Annotated in this window: 21 protein-coding genes and 1 pseudogene; 9 read left to right on the top strand and 13 right to left on the bottom strand. The window is 62.8% G+C overall.

Features of this window, described 5'->3' with window-relative positions:
- Window positions 1-4 precede the first annotated feature (4 nt).
- Together ACG33_RS07065 and ACG33_RS07060 are read left to right on the top strand one after the other, a co-directional pair.
- Window positions 5-859 carry a phytoene/squalene synthase family protein gene (locus ACG33_RS07065; protein ID WP_066919879.1) on the top strand — a complete coding sequence of 285 codons (855 nt, stop codon included), beginning with the start codon at window positions 5-7 and terminating at the stop codon, window positions 857-859.
- 104 nt (window positions 860-963) lie between these two features.
- On the top strand, window positions 964-1713 hold the full coding sequence (locus ACG33_RS07060; RefSeq protein WP_066919877.1) for a YciK family oxidoreductase: 750 nt from the start codon (window positions 964-966) through the stop codon (window positions 1711-1713).
- Here ACG33_RS07060 and ACG33_RS07055 read toward each other — a convergent pair.
- From ACG33_RS07055 to ACG33_RS07035, 5 genes and pseudogenes are all read right to left on the bottom strand, one after another.
- On the bottom strand, window positions 1685-2782 hold the full coding sequence (locus ACG33_RS07055; protein WP_066919876.1) for a S4 domain-containing protein: 1098 nt from the start codon (window positions 2780-2782) through the stop codon (window positions 1685-1687). The two genes, ACG33_RS07060 and ACG33_RS07055, sit on opposite strands and share 29 nt — an antisense overlap.
- A gap of 3 nt (window positions 2783-2785) precedes the next feature.
- Window positions 2786-3526, bottom strand: coding sequence for an SMC-Scp complex subunit ScpB (gene scpB / locus ACG33_RS07050; protein WP_083536529.1), 741 nt, complete (start codon window positions 3524-3526; stop codon window positions 2786-2788).
- A 236-nt stretch (window positions 3527-3762) separates the two neighbouring features.
- Window positions 3763-4560: pseudogene (locus ACG33_RS07045) on the bottom strand (segregation and condensation protein A); the annotation flags it as partial.
- A gap of 91 nt (window positions 4561-4651) precedes the next feature.
- The gene (locus ACG33_RS07040; RefSeq protein WP_083536526.1) at window positions 4652-5869 is read right to left on the bottom strand and encodes a tryptophan--tRNA ligase; all 1218 of its coding nucleotides are present in this window, start codon (window positions 5867-5869) and stop codon (window positions 4652-4654) included.
- Window positions 5870-6140: 271 nt separating this feature from the next.
- Window positions 6141-6764 carry an L-threonylcarbamoyladenylate synthase gene (locus ACG33_RS07035; protein ID WP_066919874.1) on the bottom strand — a complete coding sequence of 208 codons (624 nt, stop codon included), beginning with the start codon at window positions 6762-6764 and terminating at the stop codon, window positions 6141-6143.
- 38 nt (window positions 6765-6802) lie between these two features.
- Here ACG33_RS07035 and ACG33_RS07030 point away from each other — a divergent pair, with 38 nt between their 5' ends.
- The 3 genes from ACG33_RS07030 (at window position 6803) to ACG33_RS07020 (ending at window position 8637) form a co-directional block, all read left to right on the top strand.
- The gene (locus ACG33_RS07030) at window positions 6803-7453 is read left to right on the top strand and encodes a septation protein A (RefSeq protein ID WP_083536525.1); all 651 of its coding nucleotides are present in this window, start codon (window positions 6803-6805) and stop codon (window positions 7451-7453) included.
- Window positions 7450-7755, top strand: coding sequence for a BolA family protein (locus ACG33_RS07025; RefSeq protein ID WP_066919872.1), 306 nt, complete (start codon window positions 7450-7452; stop codon window positions 7753-7755). Before ACG33_RS07030 ends, ACG33_RS07025 begins: the two co-directional genes overlap by 4 nt.
- Window positions 7756-7821: 66 nt before the next feature.
- A complete protein-coding gene (locus ACG33_RS07020) occupies window positions 7822-8637 on the top strand; it encodes a peptidylprolyl isomerase (protein ID WP_066919870.1) in 816 nt (271 codons plus the stop codon).
- Window positions 8638-8803: 166 nt separating this feature from the next.
- On the opposite strand, the gene ligA is transcribed toward ACG33_RS07020, so the two are convergent.
- From ligA to smc, 3 genes are all read right to left on the bottom strand, one after another.
- Entirely contained in the window at window positions 8804-10831 is a 2028-nt protein-coding gene (gene ligA, locus ACG33_RS07015) for an NAD-dependent DNA ligase LigA (RefSeq protein WP_157071852.1), read from the bottom strand.
- Between the two features lie 72 nt (window positions 10832-10903).
- On the bottom strand, window positions 10904-11869 hold the full coding sequence (locus ACG33_RS07010) for a cell division protein ZipA (protein WP_066919866.1): 966 nt from the start codon (window positions 11867-11869) through the stop codon (window positions 10904-10906).
- 4 nt (window positions 11870-11873) lie between these two features.
- Entirely contained in the window at window positions 11874-15377 is a 3504-nt protein-coding gene (gene smc / locus ACG33_RS07005) for a chromosome segregation protein SMC (RefSeq protein WP_066919864.1), read from the bottom strand.
- Window positions 15378-15961: 584 nt separating this feature from the next.
- Here smc and dksA point away from each other — a divergent pair.
- The 4 genes from dksA to phaR all read left to right on the top strand — a co-directional run bounded on the left by dksA (window position 15962) and on the right by phaR (window position 18065).
- Window positions 15962-16498 (top strand): RNA polymerase-binding protein DksA, encoded by a 537-nt coding sequence (dksA, locus tag ACG33_RS06995; RefSeq protein WP_322109322.1) that lies wholly within the window; start codon window positions 15962-15964, stop codon window positions 16496-16498.
- 50 nt (window positions 16499-16548) lie between these two features.
- Entirely contained in the window at window positions 16549-17190 is a 642-nt protein-coding gene (gene gluQRS, locus ACG33_RS06990; RefSeq protein ID WP_210399211.1) for a tRNA glutamyl-Q(34) synthetase GluQRS, read from the top strand.
- Window positions 17191-17223: 33 nt separating this feature from the next.
- Entirely contained in the window at window positions 17224-17472 is a 249-nt protein-coding gene (locus tag ACG33_RS16480) for a hypothetical protein (protein WP_210399210.1), read from the top strand.
- A 95-nt stretch (window positions 17473-17567) separates the two neighbouring features.
- Window positions 17568-18065: a polyhydroxyalkanoate synthesis repressor PhaR gene (gene phaR / locus ACG33_RS06985; protein WP_066919860.1), complete on the top strand. Its 498-nt coding sequence runs from the start codon at window positions 17568-17570 to the stop codon at window positions 18063-18065.
- A 117-nt stretch (window positions 18066-18182) separates the two neighbouring features.
- Here phaR and pnp read toward each other — a convergent pair whose 3' ends face one another.
- The 5 genes from pnp to infB all read right to left on the bottom strand — a co-directional run bounded on the left by pnp (window position 18183) and on the right by infB (window position 25190).
- Window positions 18183-20270 (bottom strand): polyribonucleotide nucleotidyltransferase, encoded by a 2088-nt coding sequence (pnp, locus tag ACG33_RS06980; RefSeq protein WP_083537195.1) that lies wholly within the window; start codon window positions 20268-20270, stop codon window positions 18183-18185.
- Between the two features lie 210 nt (window positions 20271-20480).
- Window positions 20481-20750: a 30S ribosomal protein S15 gene (rpsO, locus tag ACG33_RS06975; RefSeq protein ID WP_066919858.1), complete on the bottom strand. Its 270-nt coding sequence runs from the start codon at window positions 20748-20750 to the stop codon at window positions 20481-20483.
- A gap of 142 nt (window positions 20751-20892) precedes the next feature.
- Entirely contained in the window at window positions 20893-21900 is a 1008-nt protein-coding gene (gene truB, locus ACG33_RS06970; RefSeq protein ID WP_083536522.1) for a tRNA pseudouridine(55) synthase TruB, read from the bottom strand.
- 65 nt (window positions 21901-21965) lie between these two features.
- The gene (gene rbfA / locus ACG33_RS06965) at window positions 21966-22424 is read right to left on the bottom strand and encodes a 30S ribosome-binding factor RbfA (protein WP_083536521.1); all 459 of its coding nucleotides are present in this window, start codon (window positions 22422-22424) and stop codon (window positions 21966-21968) included.
- A gap of 84 nt (window positions 22425-22508) precedes the next feature.
- A complete protein-coding gene (gene infB / locus ACG33_RS06960) occupies window positions 22509-25190 on the bottom strand; it encodes a translation initiation factor IF-2 (RefSeq protein ID WP_066919856.1) in 2682 nt (893 codons plus the stop codon).
- Window position 25191: the final 1 nt, after the last annotated feature.

Below are 25191 nucleotides of genomic sequence, written 5' to 3'. Positions count from 1 at the left end.
TCGGATGAGCGTGGTGCCGCTGGACACCTCGTATGTGAACCGCGCGGCTCCGCCCGGCTCGCTGCGATATTTCTCCTTGCTGTATACCCCGCCCGGCAAGCGTCCCGTCCTGACCGCGCTGTATGTACTCGACACCGAGATCCGCGATGCCGCCCGCAGTTCCAGTCACGACGTCGGGCATGCGCGGCTGCAATGGTGGCAGGAGGAAATGGATCGCCTGGCGCAGGGTGACCCGCAGCATCCCGCGACACGCATTCTTGCGCAAACGGCAGCCTCGGGCGCCGGATCCTCCGGGTTGCGCGAGTTGCTGGCTGCAGCAGATATGGATCTAGCCCATCTGACCTATGCCACCGCAGAGGAGCTGCACGCCTACTGTGCACGCAGCAGCGGCGGGATCTGCGAGATCATCGCCGCTCAACTCTGCGCCCCGGCATCTCTCGACGAAGCCTCGCGCAGCTTTGCGCAGCAGGCAGGCATCGGTATCCGCATGACCGAGATGCTGCGCGATGTACGCCAGGACGCCTGGGACGGGCGCGTCTATTTACCCCTGGACCTGCTCGAGCGCCATGACGTCCACTACGAACGGCTGCGCTCGCGCGACCTGGATCCCGCCGTACGAATCGTGCTGGAGACATTCGCCGCCGATGCGCGCGAGGCGTTGCAGGGGGCATCCACGGCCGCTGCCGAACTGCCGGCGGAACGCGCCGATGCGCTGCGCGCCGTGCGCGTGCTTGCCGCCCTGCATGAGCGGTTACTCGACCGTATCGCCGCGCGCGGCTACGATGTCGTCTCGCAGCGTATCGAACTGGGTCCGATCGAAAAACCGTGGTTGGCCTGGCGTGCCGCGCGGCGCAGATGACAGCTCGGCGCCGGCATGAATGTTCTGCATGTTCGATGCCGGTTGCGGTCGGCCGCGACCGCCGGCCGATCCCGTACCGATTTCTACCGTGATTTGCCCTTCCCATGATCGATCCACGCAACTACCAACCCCGCGCCGATGTGTTGCACGACCGCGTTGTCCTGATCACCGGGGCCAGCGGCGGCATCGGCAAAGCCGTGGCGTTGGCTGCCGCCAGGCATGGCGCGCGCATCATTCTGCACGGCCGCAACATACGCAAGCTCGAAGCGGTCTATGACGACATCGTGGGGGGCGGCGCGCCGCGTCCGTCCATCCTGCCGATGGATTTCGAGAAGGCCGGTCCCGATGATTACGACAGGATGGTGGCCGCGCTCGAGCAGGAATTCGGCCGGCTGGATGCCCTGTTGCACAATGCCGGCATGCTCGGGGAACGCGCGCCGATCGAACATGCCGATGTCGCGAAATGGATGCGTACCATGCATGTGAACGTGAATGCGCCGTTCATCCTGACGCGTTGCTGCCTGCCGCTGCTCAAGCAAGCGAAGGATCCGTCGATCATCTTCACCTCCAGCGGAGTCGTGCCCCGGCCACGCGCATTCTGGGGCGCCTACCTGCCATCGAAGTGGGCCAGCGACGGTTTGATGCGCATGCTGGCGCAGGAACTGGAAGCCCATCCGGCCGTACGCGTGAACAGCCTCAATCCCGGCAAGGTACGCACCAACATGCGCCTGCAGGCCTATCCCGCCGAGGATCGCGCCACGCTACCCGAAGCGGATACGATCGTGGCGCCTTACTTGTTTTTGCTCGGTCCGGACAGCCGGGGCATCACCGGCGAGACTTTCGAGTGCCAGTAGCTTTGCCGCGCCGCCGCCCGCGGGCCGAAGGGGGCATTCCGGCGCGCGCGGGTGATCGTTCCTGGGCGCGTGGCCGGGCCTGGGTATGCGGCCGGGATGCTGGCCGGCGCCCGGTGCCTGCTTCCGGCGCGCCGCTTTCCGGTACTGCAGCGCCGGCCTGTTGCGCGTGTTTGCGCATGCTCCGGGAACCCGGACGCTTGGGCTTGCGGCGATCCGGCGGCGGCCGACGCCGGGAATGCGTGGCGGCGAAATTCGCGGTCGTCTTTTGTTCTTGCGGCATCGCCAGGCCGGCGTGTGCATACAGCGCCGCCACCTCCTGCTCCGAAACTGCCCGATGCCTGCCTCGCGGCAGATCCCTGGGCAGTTCGAGGCCGGCGAAACGCAGCTGAATCACCCGACTGACCGCCAATCCCCGGCTTTCGAACAGCGCTCGCACGGCGGCACGACGATGAGCGTGAGGCGATTCGATTCTGAACCAGCGGTTCGTGCCCTCTCCTCCGGCCGCCTCGATGGTTTCGAATTCGAGCATTTCCCCGTCGTAGTTCACCGTCCGCGGCAGCGTGGCAAGATCGAAATCCGGTGCCGGCACCAGCACGCGAGCCACGTATGTCGTCGGTGTCGTCGCGGCGCGCCGCCGCAGCGCATCGGCCAGGCGGCCATCGCGAGTCAGGAGCAGCAAGCCGCTGTCACCGGTCTGCATCGCATTGATGACCAGCCATCGCCCGCCGCGTATCGCCGGCAGGGATTCCAGCACACTGGCACGTGCGCCGGCGATCGCGGCGTGATCCTGCGACGATTCGCTTTCATGGGGAGTTTCATCGGGTCCGCGTACGGAAATATGCTGACCCTGAGGTTTATGATAGATTAGCACCTGCGGGCCTTTGGACGTCTGCAGATGCGCCGTCACATCCCGGCCGTCGAGCATGACGCGATCGCCGCTCCGATAATGCTCCCCGGGAAGGGCAGCTTTACCGTTGAGCAGAATGCGTCCCTCGAGCATCCATTTTTCGATTTCGCGGCGCGAACCCAGACCATGCTGGGCAAGCACCTTGTGCAAACGCTCGGACAAGAGCTAAGAACTCCGCGGCGGATCGCCGATCATTCGGCTGCCATCGGCTGCATCGCCGTCTGCGACCAGTGTGGGGCTGCTGCGCTCGGGAGAGGCCAGGTCGTCGCTCGTTCCCGTCTGGCCGATTTCCGCTCCGATTTCTTCTCCGTCTTCGGCCGGCCCATCCACAGCCCCCTCCTGCGCATCCGCGGGCAGTTCCAGCTGCACTCCGATCGTCTCCACGTCCTTGAGTTCGGCGAGTGTCGGCAACTGCTCGAGGCTCTTCAAGCCGAAATAATCGAGAAATTCCCGCGTGGTGCCCAACAGTTCCGGACGGCCGGGAACTTCACGGTGACCGACGGTGCGTATCCAGCCGCGCTCCTGCAAGGTGCGCATGATCGTCGAGCTGATCGATACACCGCGGATTTCCTCGATTTCACTGCGCGTGATCGGCTGGCGGTAGGCAATGAGTGCAAGCGTCTCGAGCAAGGCACGCGAGTAACGCGACGGCCGCTCCTGCCACAGCCGCGAAACGATGTCGACGTAGCGCGGGCGGACCTGGATCCGCCAACCGCTCGCCACTTCCAGCACCTCGATGCCGCGAGATTCATAATCACTCGAAAGGGCCTGGAACGCCGCATCCAGTTGCTCCTGGGTCGGCCGCTCGCGCTCCTCGAAGAGTTCCAACAGCCGTGTCTGCGTAACCGGCCGGCCGGCCGCCAGCAGCGTCGCCTCGATGAGGTGCTTGAGATCGTCTTGATTCATTTCAATGATTCCGTTTCCGGACGGTCGGCCGCACCCGCTGCCGCATCGTGATCGGGACGCGCGTCCGCAAGGGTATCCGGCCCATCCTCTTCGATTCCGCTCGTCTCAGCAGCCGTTTCCATGCTTGCCGCCTCGCTCAAGGTCACGACCTCCTCCTCATCCTCGACCTCGTCCTCTCCAGGCAGTTCCGGCTGCGCCAGCGCAGCCTCATTCTCGGCGTCGGCTGCCGCCGGGCCATTATCGACGAGCGCAAGGCGACGCGCCGAATGTCCGACACGCACATGGATCGGCGCGTAGGCCTCGGCCTGCACGATCTCGATCAACCCTTCCTTCATGAGTTCCAGGATGGCGATGAAACTCACCGTCACACCCATGCGCCCTTCTTCCACCCGGAACAGCTGGGTGAACTCGAGGAATGCCGTTTCACGCAGCGTATCCAGAATGTCCGACATGCGCTGGCGCACCGAAAGCCGTTCCCGGTTAACCTGGTGATGCGCGAACATCTCGGCGCGAGCCATCACCTCTTGCAGCGCCAGTAACATTTCCCGGAGCGATACCCGCGGCTGGATCCTGATGACCTTGCGTTCCGGCATCTCGATCAGTGCCGGCAAGGTATCGCGCTCCTGGCGATTCAACCGGTCGATATCCTCGGCGGCCTTCTTGAATCGCTCATACTCCTGGAGACGGCGTACCAGTTCGGCGCGCGGATCCTCCTCTTCCTGTCCATCCTGGGTAACCGGACGAGGCAGCAGCATGCGCGATTTGATTTCGGCCAGCATCGCAGCCATGAGCAGATACTCGCCGGCCAGCTCCAGCTGCAGATCCGTCATCACTTCGATGTAGGACATGTATTGGCGGGTGATCTCCGCGATCGGAATGTCCAGGATATCCAGGTTCTGGCGGCGGATCAGGTACAGCAACAGGTCCAACGGACCCTCGAAGGCCTCCAGGAACACCTGCAGGGCATCCGGCGGAATATAGAGATCGCGCGGCAACTGCGTCATCGGCTCGCCTTCCACCACCGCAAACGGCATCTCCGTCTGCTGCGGCGGCGCAGGAGCAGGCAACTCGGCCTCCAGCTGCGAGCCCGTATTCTCGACCAGCTTCAGTTCGGGTTTCATGATGCTAGCGATAGTTCATGCCCATGGCTTGATGAACGTCCTCGAGCGTCTGGCGGGCCACCTCGCGCGCCTTCTCGCAGCCCTCGGCGATGATGCCTCTGACCAGATCGCGATTCTCCTCGAACTCCCGGCCGCGCTCACGCATTGCACCGATCTCGGCGAGCATGGGTTCGGCGAGACGCTGCTTGCAGTCCAGGCAACCGATACTTGCCGAACGGCAGCCTGCCTGCACCCATGCCTGGGTCTGGGCGTCCGAATACAGCTTGTGCAGATCCCATACGGGGCACTTGTCCGGATTCCCTGGATCCGTGCGCCGTACTCGCGCCGGATCGGTCTGCATGGTCTTCAGCTTCTTCGCGACCACATCCGGATCCTCGCGCAGCCCGATCGTATTGCCGTAGGACTTGGACATCTTGCGCCCGTCCAGACCCGGCACCTTCGGGGTCGCGGTCAACAACACCTCCGGTTCCACCAGGATACTGCGGCCGGTCCCCTCCAGATAGCCGATCAGTCGTTCACGGTCCGCGACCGTCAAGCGGACATTGCCGTCCAGCAAGGTCCGAGCCTGCTCGATCGCCGCTTCATCGCCCTGCTCCTGATACAGCCGGCGTAGTTCTTTGTAACGCGTGCCGTTGCGGCTGCCGAGACTCTTGATCGCCTTCTCGACCTTCGCCTCGAAATCGCGCTCGTGCCCGAATACATGATTGAAGCGTCGCGCCACCTCGCGCGTGATCTCGACATGTGCGACCTGGTCCTCGCCCACCGGCACACGGGCTGCCTTGTACAACAGGATGTCGGCGGACTGCAGCAGCGGATAGCCCAGAAAACCGTAAGTGGCGAGATCCTTGTGTTTGAGCTGCTCCTGCTGGTCTTTGTAGGTCGGCACCCGTTCCAGCCAACCCAGCGGAGTCACCATGGACAATAACAAGTGCAATTCGGAGTGTTCCGGAACACGCGACTGGATGAACATGGTCGACGCTGCCGGGTTCAATCCTGCCGCCAACCAGTCGATCACCATGCTCCATACATTGGATTCCAAGTCCGTCGTGTCATCGTAGCCGGTCGTCAGGGCATGGATATCCGCGACAAAGAAGTAACACTCGTACTGGTACTGCAGTTGGATCCAGTTCTTGAGCGCCCCGAAATAATTGCCCAGGTGCAGCTGGCCCGTGGGACGCATGCCGGACAAAATGCGTTTATTGCCGGAAATATTGGCGCTCAATGCCTGTTCCTGAATGACAAAACGAATATCAGATCAAAATAAGGGGTGCGAGAGATGACACGATGCCCGCTCCCCGACGGGCTCGCCGATACCCTGCAGGAAGTCATCCATCAATATTTATATAAATATATTCAGTAAGTTACAGGTCTTTTTAAACCTATAAAATGAAATATCGACCGTGACCGTAGCATTATACCAAGCTCTTCGCCCCTGACTGGATTCCCGAACCAGGTGCCAGGCACCGGTTTCGGGAAACACCGGCCGCGTAATTTCAACGAAAGACGCTGACATCCCCCTTGCCTACTCTGGCGATGACCGGCACCGGTCCCGCCAGGTCGATCACGCTGGTCGGCTCCAGGCCGCAATTACCGCTGTCGATGACTGCATCGACCTGGTGATAGAGCCGTTCCTGGATCTCGTGCGGGTCGTTGAGCGGCAATTCATCCCCCGGCATGATCAGGGTCGAACTCATGAGCGGCTCCCCGAGCTGCGCCAGCAGCGCCTGCGGGACGTGATGACTCGGAACACGGATACCGATCGTACGGCGGCGCGGATTCTGCAGCCGCTTGGGCACCTCCCGTGTCGCCTGCAGAATGAAAGTATAGGGACCGGGCGTGAATGCCTTGAGAGTACGATACTGCTGATTGTTGACACGCGCGTAGCGGGCGATCTCCGACAGATCCCGGCACACCAAGGTGAAATGGTGGTGTTTATCGGTCTGACGGATGCGCGCGATGCGTTCCATGGCCCCCTTGTCCCCGATATGACACCCCAGGGCATAGCTGGAGTCGGTCGGGTAAACGACGATACCGCCGTCCTTGATCAACTCCACGGCCTGACGAATCAGGCGGGGTTGGGGGTTTCCGGGATGGATCTCGATATAGATGCTGCTCATTTTCAGTATGATAGCGCCCCTTTCCGCCGGCTCACGTCATGCAACTCCTGTTCGACTTCTTTCCGGTCATTGCCTTCTTTGTCGCCTACAAGCTGGCAGGCATCTATGCAGCGACCGTAGTCATCATCGCGGCGGTGATCGTACAGAGCGCCATCCAGTGGATACGCCATCGCAAGCTCAGTTCCATGGCCCTGATCTCGGGCGCCCTGGTCCTGGTATTCGGCGGATTGACGCTATGGATCCAGGACGAGATGTTCATCAAATGGAAGGTTACGGTGGTCAACTGGCTGTTCGCCGGAGGATTTCTGCTCAGTCATTACGTGGGCACGCAGCCGGTGATCCAGCGCATGCTCGGCGCCAGCCTGCAGTTCGAGCACGGTCAGCTCGAGCGCGAACAGTGGCTTAAATTGAGCTGGATGTGGATCGGTTTCTTTCTCCTGTTGGGCGTCAGTAACTTGTATGTGGCCTATCGGTTCAGCACCGATATCTGGGTGGCCTTCAAGCTTTATGGTGTGCTGGGACTGACCCTGGTATTCGCATTGTTGCAGGGCATGTGGCTGGCTGCCAGGATGCCGGTTGAGCCCCGCGCCCTACAGGACGGCCCGTCGTCCCGTCCGGCCGCAGCCGGGACGGGCATCGAGGATCCTGAATCGCCCGGCGCGGCGCATACCGGCGAATCCCAATCATGAACGTTGCTTGTGAAAACACGGATCGGATGACACGTATCCGCGACACATTACGCGATGCCCTGCACACCGACCGGATCGATCTAATCGATGACAGCCATCTGCACGCCGGGCACGCGGGAGCGCGGGACGGTCGTGGACATTTTCGATTGCACATCGTGTCCGATGACTTTCAGGGACTGCGCATTCTGCAGCGCCATCAACTGGTCTATCGAGCACTGGATGCGCTCATGCAAACCGATATCCATGCCCTGAACATTACTGCCCACACGTCCGAGGAGGCAGGCGACGGAGTGCGGCGGTGACGTTGCCGTCCTTGCCCAATCCAGCAATTCGACAAAATCCGATCATCAGCCCACTCAGAGGATTTCATGAAGCACCGTATTTCCCTCCTTGTACTGGCCGCACCGCTCATGCTGCTCATTGCCTGCGGCAAGAACGGCGCGAGCGATGCCGCCGAAAACGGCGATCGCGTCGCCACCGTGAATGGCGAGATCATCAGCAAGGCCGAGTTTGATCTTTATCTCGACAACGTCGGGCGCCAGTCCGGCCGCGATGTGCAGGAAGATCAGCACTCGCAGTTGCTCGACCAGTACATCAGCATGAAGCTTGCGGCCGAAGCGGCCGAGAAGGCCGGTATTACCAAGGATTCCAAGGTCGCCAACCAGATCGCATTGGCGCGCATGAACGTGATCGTCGATGCCAGCCTGCAGAAATACATCGATGAGCATCCGGTCGCCGACGAAGAACTGAAGCCCGAGTATGATGCGCAAGTCGCGGCGATGCCGCACGAGTACCATGCCCGCCACATCCTGGTCGATGAACAGTCGGACGCCGAAGCCATCACCCGGCAACTCGAGGGCGGCGCAGACTTCGAAAAACTCGCTGCGGAGAAATCCAAGGATTCTTCCGGCCAGAGCGGCGGCGATCTCGGCTGGTTCACGCTCGAGACCATGGTGAAACCCTTCGCCGACGCCGTTGCCGCGCTGCAGCCCGGCCAGCTCACCAAGCAGCCTGTCAAAAGCCAGTTCGGTTGGCACATCATCAAGCTGGAAGACTCGCGAGTCGCGACGCCGCCCGCCTTCGATGAAGTCAAGGACCGGGTCAAGATGCTGCTCCAACGCAAGAAGCTCCAGACTTACCTGGAAGATCTGCGCAAGGCAGCCAAGATCGAAAAGTCGATCTAGCGTCTCCCCAAGATCCCGCCTCGCAGGTCGCGGCGGGATCCACTCGCAGCCTGTCGCTGCAGCTCATTGAACACCGCTCCTGGGTAGATACTCCCGCTCAAGGGTCTTACCCATCGTGAATCCCGAAGGCACGGTGGGTAAGACCCTTGAGCGGGAATACACGCCATCAACCGATCACTCGGCCCAGCAACGCCAGGAACGCCGCCTCGTCCAGCACCTCCACCCCCAACTCCCGCGCTTTCTGCAGCTTCGAACCCGGCTCTGCACCTGCCACCACATAGCTTGTCTTTTTCGACACGCTGCTCGACACCTTGCCACCCAAGGCCACGATCCGCGCGCTTGCCTGATCGCGGCTCATGCTCGTCAAGGTACCGGTGAGTACGAAGCTGCGGCCTGTCAGGGCTCCCTCCCCCGCGGAGGGGCGGCGCGGCGTCTGTACGGGCCAGTGGACTCCCTGTTCACGCAGGGCCTCGATGACCGCGCGGTTATGCATCTGCTGCAAGAAGGTATGAACATGGCTCGCGACCACCGGACCGACATCGGGCACTTCCTGGATATCCTCCACGCTGGCCCGCTGCAAAGCCTCCAATGATCCGAAATGCTCCGCCAAGGCGGCCGCCGTCGCCTCCCCTACGTCACGGATACCGAGTGCATACAGGAAGCGCGCCAGTGTCGTCGACTTGCTGCGCTCCAACGCCGCGATCAAGTTCGCCGCCGATTTCTCTCCCATACGCTCCAAAGAGGCAAGTTGCGGCGCCGTGAGCCTGAACAAGTCCGCCGGACTGCGCACCGGAGCGCCATCGATCAGCGGTGTGTCGATCAGCTGATCGATGATCTTGCTGCCCAAGCCATCGATATCCAAGGCGCGCCGCGCGGCGAAATGCCGCAGGGCTTCCTTGCGCTGGGCGGCACAGTACAAGCCGCCTGAGCAGCGCGCGATCACTTCGCCCTCGGCGCGTTCCACGTCCGAACCGCACACCGGACAAATTGTCGGCAATGCCACTTCCTGCGCCGTGGATGGACGGCGTTCGAGGATGACCTTCACCACTTCCGGAATCACGTCTCCGGCCCGGCGGACCACTACCGTATCGCCGATACGTACATCCTTGCGCCGCACCTCGTCCATGTTGTGCAAGGTCGCGTTGCTGACTGTAACGCCGCCGACAAACACCGGCGCCAGGCGCGCCACCGGTGTCAGCGCACCGGTGCGCCCCACCTGGAATTCCACGGCACGCACCACGGTGTTTTCCTCGTGGGCCGGAAACTTGTGCGCGATCGCCCAGCGTGGCGCTCGCGCCACGAAACCCAGCTCCCGCTGCTGCGCATAGCAATCGACCTTGTAGACCACGCCATCGATTTCGTAGGCCAGGCTGCTGCGAAGCGCCGCCATTTCGCGGTAGTAGGCCAATACGCCCTGTACACCGCGCACTTGCTTCACCAGCGGCGAAATCTTCAATCCGAACTCCCGCAGTCGCTGCAGGAGTTCGTAGTGGCGCGCCGGCGGCGTCCAGCCTTCGCTTTGCCCGATACCATAAAAGAATACATCCAGCGGACGGGCGGCGGCCAACTGCGGATCGAGCTGGCGGATGCTGCCTGCCGCGGCATTGCGCGGATTGACAAAGATCTTCTCGCCCTGCGCCAGCGCCCGTGCATTCATGTCCTTGAAACCCTGCACCGGCATGAATACCTCGCCACGCACCTCCAAGCGTAGCGGCGCGCCGGCGCGCAGCGCGATCGGCACGGCCTTGATCGTGCGCACGCTATGGGTGACATCCTCGCCGCGCATACCATCGCCGCGTGTGGCGGCTTGCACCAGGCGACCGGACTCGTAAAGAAAACTTACCGCTAGACCGTCGAGCTTGGGTTCCGCTGCATATTCGATCTCCTCGCTGGTTTCCAGCCGCTCGCGGAGCCGCCGGTCGAATGCAATCACATCCTCCTCCGTGAAGGCGTTGTCCAGCGACAGCATCGGCACCTGATGCGTCACCTCCGCCAGTTGACCGACAGGATGAGCACCTACCCGCTGGGTGGGCGAATCAGGCGTAATCAGCTGCGGATCCTCGGCCTCCAAGGCGCGCAGCGACTGCATCAGCCGGTCGTACTGCGCATCCGAGATTTCCGGATCATCAAGTACGTAGTAGCGATAATTGTGATACTCGATCCGGCGCCGCAATTCGTCGGCACGCGCAAGCATCCGCGCACTGGGGGATTTTGAAAAAGGCATGCCGGAATCCTGCCGGTGGCGTCCTGAGCAGGCGGACAGGCGTCAGCTCGAGGGATGACGTCCACCCGCCGCGGCAGGCCGTTCGAACTCGCGTATCTCCTGGCGCAGCCGCTCGATACGATGTACCGTCAGCGGCACGCCGCGATCGTCCTGCAAGGTGCCGCCGAGACATTGCTGCAAGCGCCTGGCACAGGCCACCAGCTCGTTCAGCGCATGCATCCCAGGAACCGGCCCGGGCAGTTGCGCAAACAATGTGATACCCGGAAACTCGGTTTCAGCCATGAGTTCCGGTTCGAAGATACCTGGTTCGACCATGCTTGCGACGCTGAAAATACTCGCCCCATCATGCAGCAGATGAAAGACCTTGTACTTGCCGTGCTCCAGGCCTTCCTGCTGCAACGTTTCCAGTAGTTTCGCTCCGTCCAGCCGCTGCGGCGCCGCCGACAGGCGCAGAGACAGGATCTTGCGCCGTTCGATACGCCGCGGCGTTTGCGTCTCGGCGAAAGAACCACTCGTCGGCGTTTGCGCAGCAGCGCTCGGAGAAGCGCCCGAGCCGGGCGTCCAAGAAGCGCCTGGAGAGTCCTCCGGAGAGGCGCCGCTACCGGCCGGCGCATCATGAGCGATGTTCCTTGCCGCCTGATCCGCAGCCGATGGATCGTCAGCAGAGGATGGCGGATCCTCGGCCGGCGCGGGCTCGCTGAAGGTCGGTTCACGTCGCAGCGCCGGGCGTGCGATCGTCGCCATGTACGGATCCACTGTCGCGGCGTAGTTGCCGGCGGCTGCGGCGGCCGGCGGAGCAGACATCGCGCCGGGAGGGGGTGGCGCGTTGTCCGGAGCGGCGGCGGTTGGGGCAGCAGGTTCTGCGGTATGCGCACCCGTCGGGTGCAGGCCGGGCTCCGCCCGTGCCGGCATATCGAACTCCGCGGCGGTGCGGCGGCGCCCCCACAGATAGATGCCGGCCAGCAGGACGATACCAAAGCCGATCAATATCCAGCGCAATTCGCTCATAGGTCTACATGGCCGCCATGCGTACCGCTTCGTCCACATCCACCGCGACCAGGCGGGATACGCCGGGTTCGTTCATGGTAACGCCGATCAACTGGGAGGCCAGTTCCATGGTCGTCTTATTGTGCGTGATAAAAATGAACTGCACCCGCTCCGACATTTCCTTCACTGTGGCGCAAAATCGTCCGACATTATTATCGTCCAGCGGCGCATCGACCTCATCCAGCAGGCAGAACGGCGCGGGATTCAATTCGAAGATGGAAAAGACCAGAGCAACGGCGGTGAGCGCCTTCTCGCCTCCCGACAATTGGTTGATCGTGCTGTTTCGCTTGCCCGGGGGGCGCGCCATGATGGACACGCCGGCATTGAGGACATCCTCGCCGGCCAGCTCCAGGTAGGCATGTCCGCCGCCGAACAGGCGCGGAAAACGATCCTTCAGTCCGGCATTGACCTTGTCGAAGGTATCCTGGAAGCGGGAACGCGTCTCGCGATCGATCTTGCGAATCGCCGTGTCCAGCGTTTCCAGCGCATCCGTCAGATCCTTGAACTGGCGATCGAGATATTCCTTGCGCTCGGACTGCTCCTCGAATTCGGAGATCGCCGCCAAGTTGACTTGGCCCAGCCGTTCGATCTTGCCGCCAACCTCCGCCAGACTCTTTTCCCACGCGTCGATTCCGGCTTCCGGTTCCATTTCCTGATACACGCTTTCCAGGTCGAAGGAAGTCGCCTCGAACTGCTCCAGCAACGACTCGCGGCGCACCTTGAGCGCTTGCGCAGCCAAGCGCACATCCTCGAGGCCGGCACGGGCATCCTCGACGGCAGCCTCGCTGTCCAGGCGGCGCTGATCCAGGCTGCGCATACGGCTCTCGGCTTCCTCCAGCGCGTGGCGCGCAGCGCTCAACTCCTGTTCCACCTGCATGCGCTGCTGCAGCGCATGTTCCAAGCGAGCCGCCAGTTCCTCCAGCGGCGCCTCGCCTTCGGCAAGCTGTCTGGTCAGTTCCTCGCGACGCAGCAGCATTCTCTCGAGCTGCTGCTGCAGACGCTCGAAGCCGCCGGAAATCGAGGTCAGCGCCGAACGCTTCGACTCGACCTTGATGGCCACCTCCTGGGCGCCGTCGCGGTCGGCCTGCGCCTGCCGGCGCTTTTCACCGAGATTTTGGCGCAACACTTCGCGTTCCGGCTCGAGCCGGCCACGAATCGCTTCGAATTCCACCATGGCATCCATGCCCTCCTGCAAACCGCCACGCGCTTCGGCAAGAGCCTCGGTGCGTTCCTGGTGGTCGCGTTCCAGTTCCTGTGTTTCCGCCTCGATGCGGATGATTCGTTGAGTCATCTGCTCGGTCTGGGCTAGCGCATTCGCGAGTTTTGCACCGCGTTCGCTTTGCGCGCGATGCAGCTGATTGGCCTCGCTCTGCAGGAAATCACGCTGGCGCTCGTGCTCCGTCAGCGCCGATCGGGCTTGCGCCAGTTCGTCCTGGACTGCCTCGCGCCGGCGAGCCGCCAGTTCCACGTCCTGACGCAGCTTACGCATTTCCTGCTCTCGCTCGATGACGCCGGCATGCACATCCTGATCGCGGCTGACACGCAGCCACTCCCGCCCGATCCACAGGCCATCACGCGTGATGACGGACTCGCCGGCCCGCAGGTCGCGGCGCTTCTCCAGTGCCTGTGCCAGGGTATCCACGGCGATGATGCCCGTCAGGAATGCGGCCAGCGCAGGCGGGCCCTGCACGCGGCCCAGCAACCGGTCCGCATCCTCGGCATGACGCTCGCCGGCGCCATCGCGAAAGAACGATACAGCGCCGGCCTGCAAGGTGTCGATCTGGCCGGCAATCCCATCGATCGCATCGACCGACACCGCCTCCAGATACGATCCCAATACGGTCTCGACGGCACGTTCCCAGCCCGGCTCCACGACCAGTTGCTGGGCGAGCCTGGGACGCTCGTCCAAGGCATGTGCAGAGAGCCATTCGCCGACCTTGTTCTGCGCCAGGCCCAGGGCGGCGCGCTGCAAGGCTTCCAGCGACAGCAGGCGCCCCTGACTTTCCTGCAGCGTCCGCCGGCTGCGGTCGTCCGTGGCGACCAGCTCGCGCTCACGCTCACGCTCACGCTGCAGCGCCTGCACCACCTCGTCGAGTTGCGCGGCTGTCGTCTCGGCGCGAGCCGCGGCTTGCTCCTGTTCCGCCGTCAGCGCGGCAATGCGCTGCTCCAGCTCGACGGTGCTCAGCCCGGCGCGTTCCCCGGCCAGGCGCTCCCGCTGAGCGGCCAGCCGCGCCAGCTGGTGTTCCAGTTGTTCGATACGGGCGCGTTCCACCTGCGTCGTTTCGCTGGCGGCGCGTGCATCGCGATTGAACGCCTCCCAGCGTTCCTGCCAGTCCTGCATCGCCCCTTCGGCCTGGGACAGTGCCGCGGCGGAAGCCTGTTCGCACCTGCGTGCCGCCTCCAGATTCGGCTCCAGTTCCTGGAGTTCTGTGCGCAGTTCATCGACTCGTGCCTGATCGCGCGTCAGGTGCAGGCGTGTTTCCTGGGCGCCCTGATCGGCCTGCTCGAAATCCCGCTTCTGGCGCTGGCGCAGTTCACGGGCATGTGCAATCGCCTGCTCGCCACGGGAAATTTCCGCACCGATCTGGTAATAGCGGCCCTGCACGGTGTTGAGCGCCTCGGATGCTTCGGTGAACTCTTCACGCGCAGTCTCGATCGTCGCCTCGATGGAACGCAGTTCGGCGATCAAGCCCTGCATCGCCGTATCACGTTCGCTCAACAGGCCTTCCTTGCCGTGCGCGTCCTGCTCCAGCGAGCGCAGGCGCAGCGCCAGCAGTTCGGCGGTGAGCTTGCGCTCGTCCTGTTTGAGGCTTTGATAGCGCCGTGCCGTGGCCGCCTGGCGCTGCAGATGGCGCAGCTGCTTTTCCACTTCCTCGCGCACATCATTCAGGCGATCCAGATTCTCCCGGGTATGAGAGATGCGGTTCTCGGTCTCACGGCGGCGTTCCTTGTATTTGGAAATACCCGCAGCCTCCTCGATGAAACCGCGCAATTCCTCCGGACGTGCTTCGATGACGCGCGAAATCATGCCCTGCTCGATGATGGCATAGCTGCGCGCGCCCAGGCCCGTGCCCAGGAAAAGCTGCGTAATATCCTTGCGGCGGCACCGTGCCCCGTTCAGGAAATAGGCCGACGCGCCATCACGGGATACGACCCGCTTCAGCGAGACTTCCGCGAACCCCGCATACTGGCCGCCCAAGCTGCCATCCGAATTGTCGAATACCAGCTCGACCGAAGCGGTGCCCACGGGCTTGCGCGAACTAGAGCCGTTGAATACGACATCGGCCATGGAATCGCCGCGCAGATGTTTTGCCGAAATCTCGCCCATCACCCAGCGGACGGCATCGATGATATTGGACTTGCCGCAACCGTTCGGTCCGACGACCCCGATCAGATTGCTCGGAAAGTTGACGGCGGTAGGATCCACGAATGACTTGAATCCAGCCAGTTTGATCTTGCTGAGTCGCATCGCGCCTCGTTGAACTAGACTTATGACCGCAGTGCGATCGACCCTGGGCGGCTCTCAGGTGATATCCCGGCGATCGCTCGCACCGGCCAGGGAACGGCGGAGCGTAGTGTATGTGAAAGCGGCAGCCGTGTGGACCACACCTGGAGTCCCGCGACTCCCGGGGACGCTATCGACAGAGGCCCGCAGGCAAGGACTGGAACTACTATTTCAGTCCCTGTCAAGCCCGCATCCCCAACCCTGTACGCCTCATGCGGCGTCTGTATAATCCCGCCCTCTTCTGCAATCGACCGTCCGGAACCGCCGGGCGGAAGCGTCGAGGAGGCTCCTAGGTGGCAGCGAAGAAACCATCTGTAAAGGCGAAGGCCAAGAAGAGCGCCGTCAAGAAGGCCGCACCCGCGAAAAAGGCGGCTGCCCGGAAATCCGGGACACCGGCCCGTGCCAGGACGGTCCCGCACAATCGCTCCGCAAGCAAGCCTGCTGCCAAAAGCAGTCCAGCGCCGGCTCGACCCGCAAAAGCCGCTTCCGCCAAGCGGCCTGCCCAGCCGGCTTCAACCGTCCCCAAAACGATAGCGCCACCAAGCCCCGTGATCCCACACTCCATCGGCCCCCATCACCTCAGCTCCCATAACGATGATTCGGCCGCCGATACCGACGATCTCGAGCAGGAGTTATCCGGCCTGAATCTGCTGTCCGGTCCCCGCAACGTCAAACCGTACATCCCTCAGCGCGATGAACAGTACATGAGCAAGGAGCAGCTCGATCACTTTCGCCAGATCCTGGATACCTGGAAGCGCGACCTGATGCAGGAGGTGGACCGTACCGTCTTGCATATGAAGGATGAGGCGGCGAATTTTCCCGACCCGAACGATCGGGCGACCCAGGAATCCGAGTTCAGCCTGGAACTGCGGACCCGTGACCGCGAACGCAAACTGATCCGTAAGATCGAGGAAGCCATCAAGCGCATCGACGACGGCAGTTACGGCTATTGCAACGAGACCGGCGAGGAAATCGGTATCAAGCGGCTGGAAGCCCGTCCGGTCGCCACCTTGTCCGTAGAGGCGCAGGAACGCCGCGAGCGTCGGGAAAAGCAATACGGCGACCGGGACGATCGCTACCGCTGAGTCCGGCCGCATATCGATGTCCTGAACCGGAGGCGGGAAACCGGACGTCCGTGCCCTATCGCGGCCGCTTCGCTCCCTCTCCGAGCGGGCATCTGCATTTCGGTTCCCTGGTGGCAGCCACCGCCAGCTATCTCAGTGCCCGTCAGGCCGGCGGTGACTGGCTGCTGCGTATCGAGGATCTGGATCCGCCCCGGACCGTACCCGGCAGCGCCGAACAGATCGTGACCACCCTGGAGGCGCTCGGCTTTGAATGGAATGGATCCATCCTATATCAAAGCACTCGGGTCGAGGCCTATCAGGCGGCGCTGACACGATTGCTGGATCTCGGCTTGGTCTATCCCTGCTCCTGCAGCCGCAGTGAGCTGCTCAGCGCACAGGGCGCATCCAAACCCGGCGGCACCTTGCGTTATCCCGGCTTTTGTCGCCATGGCCCCCGCCAGCGTTTTCCGGTCGAACCCATGGCGATACGCCTGCGCGTCGAGCCGATACCCATACCCGTCGAAGACCAGATCCAGGGAATCAGGATTTTCGACGTCGCCGGTAAAGTCGGCGACTTCGTGATCCGGCGCCGGGATCGGCTGTACGCCTATCAGCTGGCCGTCACGGTCGACGATGCCGCTCAGGGAATCACACATGTCGTGCGCGGCATCGACCTCTGGGACAGCACTCCTCGACAGATGATACTGCAATGAGCCCTGGGTCTACCGACACCGGAGTACGCACATGTGCCGCTGGCAACGGATGCAAATGGCGTCAAACTGTCCAAGTCGGCGGGCGCCGCAGCCATCGACACGCGCACTCCCACCTGGCAGGTGTGGCGGGCGCTGCAGTTTCTTCGGCAGGACCCCCCGCCCGAACTTCGCATGGGCGGAGTCGATGCATTATGGGAATGGGCGATTCAACACTGGCGAATGCAGCCCCTGCGCGGCCTGCAGCAAGCCATGGTGCGCGATCCACCCCACGATTCAGCCTAGGAGGGGAGGTGCGTTGGGCAAAACGCGAGGATGAGAGCATGACTACACTCGAATCACGATCGATCCTGAGCCCCAGGCTGTCACGGGGGATCCCGATGAGCGAGCCCCCGGCGAGCGAGCCGAGAGTCATCAAGAAATATCCGAACCGCCGCCTTTACGATACCGTCGAGAGCCGGTATATCACCTTGGTCGACATTCGCCGGCTGGTGATGGACGAGATCGATTTCGTCGTCATCGACAAGAAGAGTCGAAGCGATATTACCCGCTCCATCCTGCTGCAGGTGATCACTGCACAGGAGCATACCGGCCAGCCGCTGATGAGCCGGGACTTCCTGGCGCAAATCGTCCGTTCCCATGGCGGCTCGATGCCCGGCCTGGTAGGCAGTTATCTGGAACAAAGTCTGAAGCTGCTGTCGAGCCAGGATCTGCACGAACCTTCAGAGGGAGATGGCGGCGACATGATCGGCGGCCTGGCGCAAATGCATCTCGAGCGCTGGCGCAGGCTGCAGGACGATCCGCTCAGGACCATGAGCCGAACAGCCGCGGACCCGCCGGAAGACCGGGCCGAGGAGCCTGCAGCGGGCCACAACTGACCCCTGCATTCGCGGTCAGCCGGTACTACTGGACCGACTGACCGGCGGGCGATAAACGGCTGAGCCGGACCCTTCGTTTTCCCGAAGGGCCGGTAGAGTCGACGGTGTACGCGCTCTTCAGCCTGCCTCTATGCTGCGCATGCTCAAACGCACACGACCCTGGCGGTCGACTTCCAGCACCTTGACACGTACTACATCGCCTTCCTTGAGTTTGTCGCTGACGCGCTCGACACGCTCCTCGGAAATCTGCGAAATATGCACCAGTCCATCCTTGCCCGGCAGAATGGTGACGAATGCGCCGAAATCCATCAGGCGCGCGACGCGCCCCTCATAAACCCGGCCGACCTCGACCTCGGCCGTGATCAGTTCGATACGCCGCTGAGCTTCGCGGCCCGATACGCCGTCGACCGAGGCGATCTTCACCGTACCGTCGTTCTCGATGTCGATCGACGTGCCGGTCTCCTCGGTGATGGCGCGGATGACGGCTCCGCCCTTGCCGATGACTTCACGAATCTTTTCAGGGTCGATCTTCATGGTGATGATCGAGGGCGCCCATTCGGACATGGTTGCACGGGCGGCGGGCAGCACCTGGTCCATCTGCTCCAGGATGTGCAGGCGGCCGGCCCGTGCCTGCTCCAGCGCGACTTGCATGATTTCGCGGGTGATGCCGTTGATCTTGATATCCATCTGCAGCGCCGTCACGCCCGTGCGTGTACCGGCCACCTTGAAATCCATATCGCCCAGATGATCCTCGTCACCCAGAATGTCGGTCAATACCTGGAAGCGCTCGCCCTCCTTCACCAGGCCCATCGCCACCCCGGCCACCGAGGCCTTGAGCGGTACGCCGGCATCCATCAGCGCCAGGCTGGTGCCGCACACGCTGGCCATGGAACTGGAGCCGTTGGATTCCAGGACTTCGGACACGACCCGAATCACATAGGGGAAGGTCGTCATGTCGGGCATGACCGCGCTGATACCGCGGCGGGCCAGATTGCCGTGACCGATTTCGCGGCGCTTCGGCGAGCCCATCATTCCCGTCTCGCCGACACTGAAGGGTGGGAAATTGTAATGGAGCATGAACGGCTCCTTACGCTCTCCGGCCAGTGCATCGATGATCTGCGCATCGCGCCCGGTGCCCAGGGTCGTCACCACCAGCGCCTGGGTCTCGCCGCGCGTGAACAATGCCGAGCCATGCGTACGGGGCAGGACGCCGGTCCGTATCGACAAAGGACGTACGGTCTTCATATCGCGGCCGTCGATACGCGGCTCGCCGGCCAGGATCCGGCCGCGCACGATCCGGTATTCCAGATCCTCGAATTCCGTCGCGACCTGCCCCGGCGTGTATGCCGGGGTCTCGCCGGCGCTCAGCGCCGATACGGCCGTCTCGCGGATTTCCCGGATGCGATCGCGGCGGGCGGCCTTTTCAGTGATCTTGTAGGCTTCCGCCAGCGGCGTCTCGGCGTTCGCAGCCAGGGCGGCCTGTAAAGCTTCATTCGCGGGCGCAGCCTGCCAATTCCAGGCCGGTTTGCCGGCTTCGGTCTTCAATTCGCCGATCGCCCTGATCGCAGCTTGCATCTGCTCATGGCCGAACATGACGGCGCCCAGCATCACTTCCTCGGACAGGCAGTCGGCTTGCGATTCCACCATCAGCACGGCCTCGGCGGTGCCGGCGACGACCAGATCGAGCTTGGAGGTCTTGAGTTGAGTCGATGTCGGGTTGAGCACGTACTGACCATCGCTATAGCCGACCTTCGCGGCGGCAATCGGTCCCTGAAAGGGTGCGCCGGACAGCGCCAGGGCCGCGGAGGCTCCCAGCATCGCCGGGATGTCCGGATCGATTTCCGGATTCACGGAGATCACGGTAGCGACGATTTGGACCTCGTTCAGAAATCCTTCCGGAAACAGCGGGCGAATCGGCCGATCGATCAAGCGTGAGGTCAATGTCTCCTTCTCCGAGGGACGGCCTTCGCGCTTGAAGAAACCGCCGGGAATACGGCCCGCGGCATAGGTCTTCTCGACGTAATTGACGGTCAGCGGAAAGAAATCCTTCTTGGGATCGGCCTCCTTGCGCGCCACGGCGGTGACCAGCACGACCGTGTCGCCCATGGTGACGTAGACGGCACCGTCGGCCTGCCGGGCCATTTCGCCGGTTTCCAGGGTGACCTGGTGCTGGCCGTATGCAAAGGTCTTCTTGATTACGCTCACGATCTTTTTCACCTATGCCCGGCCGAGGCCGGGATCAATGCTTGCGTTGGGGATGACATGAACGCCCGGCGGGCGGTATTTGTACGAGGCAAGCCTGGTGAGGAGCTCCTGGGGAGATCGTCACCATGGCAGGACGAACGGCCGGGCGGGGCAATACGAGGATCAATGCGGCTGCGCGAAAGGCCGGCTGGATGGACGCCGGCACGGCGTTCAGCGGCGCAGGCCGAGACGTGCGACCACGTCCTGGTAACGCTCGGGTGCGTTGGCCTTGAGATAGTCGAGCAGCTTGCGGCGCTGATTCACCATTTTCAGCAGGCCGCGGCGTGAGGCATGATCTCCTTTATGGGCGCTGAAATGCTCACCCAGACCGGTGATACGCGCCGACAATAATGCGATCTGCACCTCCGGGGAACCCGTATCGGCACTGCTGCGCCGGTATTCCGCGACAATTCCGCCCTTTTGCTCGGTCGACAATGACATATCTGCCCTATTCCTCTGTGCCGACCGGACGGACATCCGCCCCTGAAGCCGGTTTTCTCAAGTTGCATAGCTGTTTTGAAGAGGCGCGCATTTTACTCGTGCGGCCCAGAATCTCAACCGTAAGATCATGTAAAATCGGGATCTACGGTCCCTGAAACGATCTGTCCCGTGAATCTGCGCTGCGCCTTCGCGAATCCGGACCTCGCCGATCGCTACGGCCGCGAGCCGGCGACGGCGGCATCTTCGGGTCCACGAACAATCGCCCCGGTCTGATCCGTCCGCCCGCGGCACCCGAAACCAACCCCAAAAAACGTTTTCCCGGTCCATAAGCGCGCATGTCGTCGGCGACGGGAGCGCCTGGAACCAGGAGGCTCTGCCCCTGCAGCAGCTGATGTTCGCCGGCGCGATCCAACTCGATCCGGGGCAGATCCTGGAATGCGCTGTCGGCGCCCAGCAGGACGGCGTCGCGTTCCGATGGAGACAGCGCCTCCAGTTCCGACAGGCTATACATATGCAGCCCGTCGAAAGGATCCAGCGACAGACGGCGCAGGCTTTCGACATAGCCCAGGGTGCCCAGCGCGCGGGCGACATCCGCCGCCAGAGTACGAATGTAGGTTCCCTTGGAACAATATACGTCGAACTCGAGCGTATCCGGCGTCAGCCCGATACGCTGGATGCGATGAATGACGATCGTGCGCGCCGGGCGTTCCACCGACTCTCCGCGGCGGGCAAGTTCATACAGGCGCTCGCCGGCGTGCTTGAGTGCTGAATGCATGGGCGGGATCTGCTGCTGCTCGCCCATGAAACGCGCCAGGGCGGCATCCACGGTCTCGATCGTCAGCTCCGGAATGGCGGCGTGCTCCACGATCGGCGTTTCTGCGTCGCCTGATTCCGTACGCGCACCCAGCGCCACCCGTACCCGATAGGTCTTGCCGGCATTCAACAGCCGTCCGCACACCTTGGTCGCTTGCCCGAAGCACACCGGCAACAGCCCGCTGGCCAAAGGATCGAGACTGCCGGCATGGCCGGCTTTCCGGGCGCCGAACAACGTCCTGACCTGTTGTAGCGCGGCATTGGAGGACAAACCCAGCGGCTTGTCGAACAGCAGGATGCCGTCGACTTCACGATGAAAACGGTGTGATTTGGACACGTGATTATAGACGTCTGCGTAGCGATCAAGGGGCGTGCACGCGCTCAGCGCAGCATGCCGTCATGTCAGACGCCGTCGGGCTCTAGACCGTCCTCGGCAGCACGACGCTCAGGGGTAGGCTCAGGATGTTCGGCCGGCGGAATTTCCTCGGCCGAAGATTCGACGTGCCGCGCCTGATCGTCATCCACCGCCTGTCGAATCAACGCCGTAAGCCGGGCGCCGGTTTCGATCAGTTCGTCGTGCACAAAACGCAACTCCGGACTGTGGCGAATGCCCAGTACCCGGCCCAACGGGCCTCGTAGCATGCCCGCGGCGGAGGTCAGAATCTCCTGCGCCGTGGCGGGGTCGGCTCCCAGCACCGAATAATAGACTGTCGCATACCCCAGATCCTTGGACATGCGGACCTCGGTCAAGGTCAGCATGCCCAGGCGCGGATCGCGCAGTTCGCGGCGTATCAATTCGCTCAGCACCTGCTGAGCCTGCTGTGCGACACGGCGACTGCGTGGATAGGACTTGCTGGACATAATTCGAATCAGCGCTGCGGAATCATCGGATCGAGGCCGGACCGCAAAGGGTACCCGGCCTCGCTCCATCGTACGGGCTTGAGCTCAGTCCATCGTACGGGCGATCTCGATACGCGAATAGCATTCGATCTGGTCGCCGATACGCACGTCGTTGTAATTCTTCACGCCGATACCGCATTCGGTGCCTGCGCGAACCTCGTTGACATCGTCCTTGAAGCGGCGTAGCGATTCCAGGCCGCCTTCGAAAATCACGACATTGTTGCGCAGCACACGGATCGGGTTGTTGCGCCGCACATAGCCGTCCACGACGATACAGCCTGCAACGGTTCCCAGCTTGCTGGAGTGGAAAACCTCGCGCACTTCGGCCAAGCCGACGATCTGCTCCTTGATTTCCGGGGCCAACATGCCGGAGAGCACCTGCTTCACATCGTCGATCGCTTCATAAATGATGCTGTAGTAGCGAACATCGATGCCCGATTCCTTGATCATGTTGCGAGCCGTACTGTCGGCACGCACATTGAAACCGATGATCCGTGCGCCGGACGCCTGCGCCAGGGTCACGTCGGACTCGGTGATACCGCCCACACCGCTGCCCACGACCTTGACCGCCACCTCGTCCGTGCCGAGATCCGTCAACGCATCGTGCAAGGCTTCGGCGCTGCCCTGGACATCCGCCTTGATGACGATCTGTACTGTTGCAGCCTTGCCGTCGCCCATCTGGGACAGCATATCCTCGAGTTTCGCCGGCCCCTGTTTGGCCAGCTTGGTGTCGCGATACTTGCCTTGCCGGTAGAGAGCGACCTCGCGTGCCTTGCGCTCGCTTTCCACGGCCAGCAAATCATCACCGGCCTTGGGCGCGCCCGAAAGGCCGAGCACGACGACCGGCAGTGACGGACCTGCTTCGCTGATCGCCTGTCCATTCTCGTCGAACATGGCCCGAACCCGCCCGAACTCCTGACCGGCAATGATCGGATCGCCGGGTTTGAGGGTGCCGCGTTTGATCAGCACCGTCGCCACCGCGCCACGGCCCTTTTCCATGCTGGACTCGACGACCACGCCCGCTGCCAGACCTTCGCGTGTCGCCTTCAACTCCAGCATATCCGCCTGCAGCAGAATGGTATCGAGCAGCTGATCTATGCCTTCCCCGGTGCGCGCCGAGACATGCACGAACAAGGTGTCTCCGCCCCATTCCTCGGGCAGCACGTTGTGCTGGGACAATTCATTCCTGATGCGCTCCGGATCCGCCTCGGGTTTGTCCATCTTGGTTATGGCAACGACGATCGGCACCTCGGCCGCGCGCGCATGCTTGATCGCCTCGACCGTCTGCGGCATGACGCCGTCGTCGGAAGCCACCACCAGAACGACGATGTCCGTGACCTGGGCGCCGCGCGCGCGCATGGAGGTAAAGGCCGCGTGACCCGGCGTATCCAGAAAAGTGACCACGCCCTTGGGTGTTTCCACGTGATAGGCGCCCACGTGCTGGGTGATGCCGCCGGCCTCACCGGCGGCGACCTTGGTGCGGCGGATATGATCCAGCAGCGATGTCTTGCCATGATCGACGTGACCCATCACGGTTACCACCGGCGGCCGCGCGATCAGTTCATGGCCGGCATCCAGCGCCAGCAGTTCATCCTCGATCGCACTTTCCTTCACGACGATCGCCGTATGGCCGAACTCCTCCACGACGAGCACTGCCGTATCCTGGTCGATCGGCTGATTGATCGTTGCCATGACTCCCATGTTCATCATGGTCTTGATGACTTCATTCGCCTTCACGGCCATGCGCTGGGCAAGTTCCGCCACGGTGATGGTTTCGCCGATCTGCACGTCGCGCTTGACGGGCGAAGCGGGACGCTCGAAGCCGTGCTGGGTCGTGACACTGATCTGCGCCGGACGCCGCGAGCGGGTCGCCTGATGCTGCTTCTTTCTCTTGAAACGCGCGCTGGCGTCGCTGGAAACATGCAACTCTGCACGGCGTTGCGGCGTGTCGCGCTGCGCGGGCGCACGTGCAGCCCTGGCGGCGGCATCGGCCTGCTGCTGTTGGAGGCGGCGTTCGCTTTCGGCGCGTTCGATGGCGGCGTCGGCTTCACGGCGCGCCTCCTGTTCGGCCATTTGCAGGGCCAGTTCACCGGCCTGGCGCCGCGCTTCTTCCTCCGCCATCGCCTGCGCACGCAGCATAGCTTCGCGGGCCTCGGCTTCCAGCCGCTCCTGCTGCTCGCGCATCTCGGGCGTCGGTACGGCCACGACCTCCTCAAGCGGCGTCTCGGGCTGCACCGGGACGTCTTCTTCGAACGGAGCCGGCGGCGGCGCTGATACCGTGGAAATCTGTTCGGGGCTGAGCGCAGGCGCCTCCTGAACCGGCGGCGCGGCCTGCACGGAGTCCTCGAGTGCCGCGAGGGGCTGTTCCTGCGCGAGGGGTTCCTGCTCCTCCTTGTATACACGCGCCCGCTCCTCGAGCACGCTGCGATTCAGATAGGTCTTCTTGCTGCGTACTTCGACATTGACCAGGCGCGCACGGCCCTGTGCAGAGGCGACCTTGATCTCCCCTTGCGATTTACGCCGCAGCGTAATCTTGCGAGGCGCAGCCGAATCACGCGTACGGCCGTGCGCGCGGCGCAGGAACGTCAGCAGTTCCATCTTGGCGTCATCGCTGATCGTATCGTCCGCGCCTGACACGCGGATGCCTGCCTCGTCGAGCTGCGTCAACAGACGCTCGACGGGTACTTTCAGTACCTCCGCAAACTGGCTAACCGTGACATCCGCCATG

The organism is Steroidobacter denitrificans (assembly GCF_001579945.1).
GTDB lineage: Bacteria > Pseudomonadota > Gammaproteobacteria > Steroidobacterales > Steroidobacteraceae > Steroidobacter > Steroidobacter denitrificans.
The sequence above is the reverse complement of the archived record's forward strand: the minus strand, read 5'-3'. Positions and strand labels throughout refer to the sequence as shown.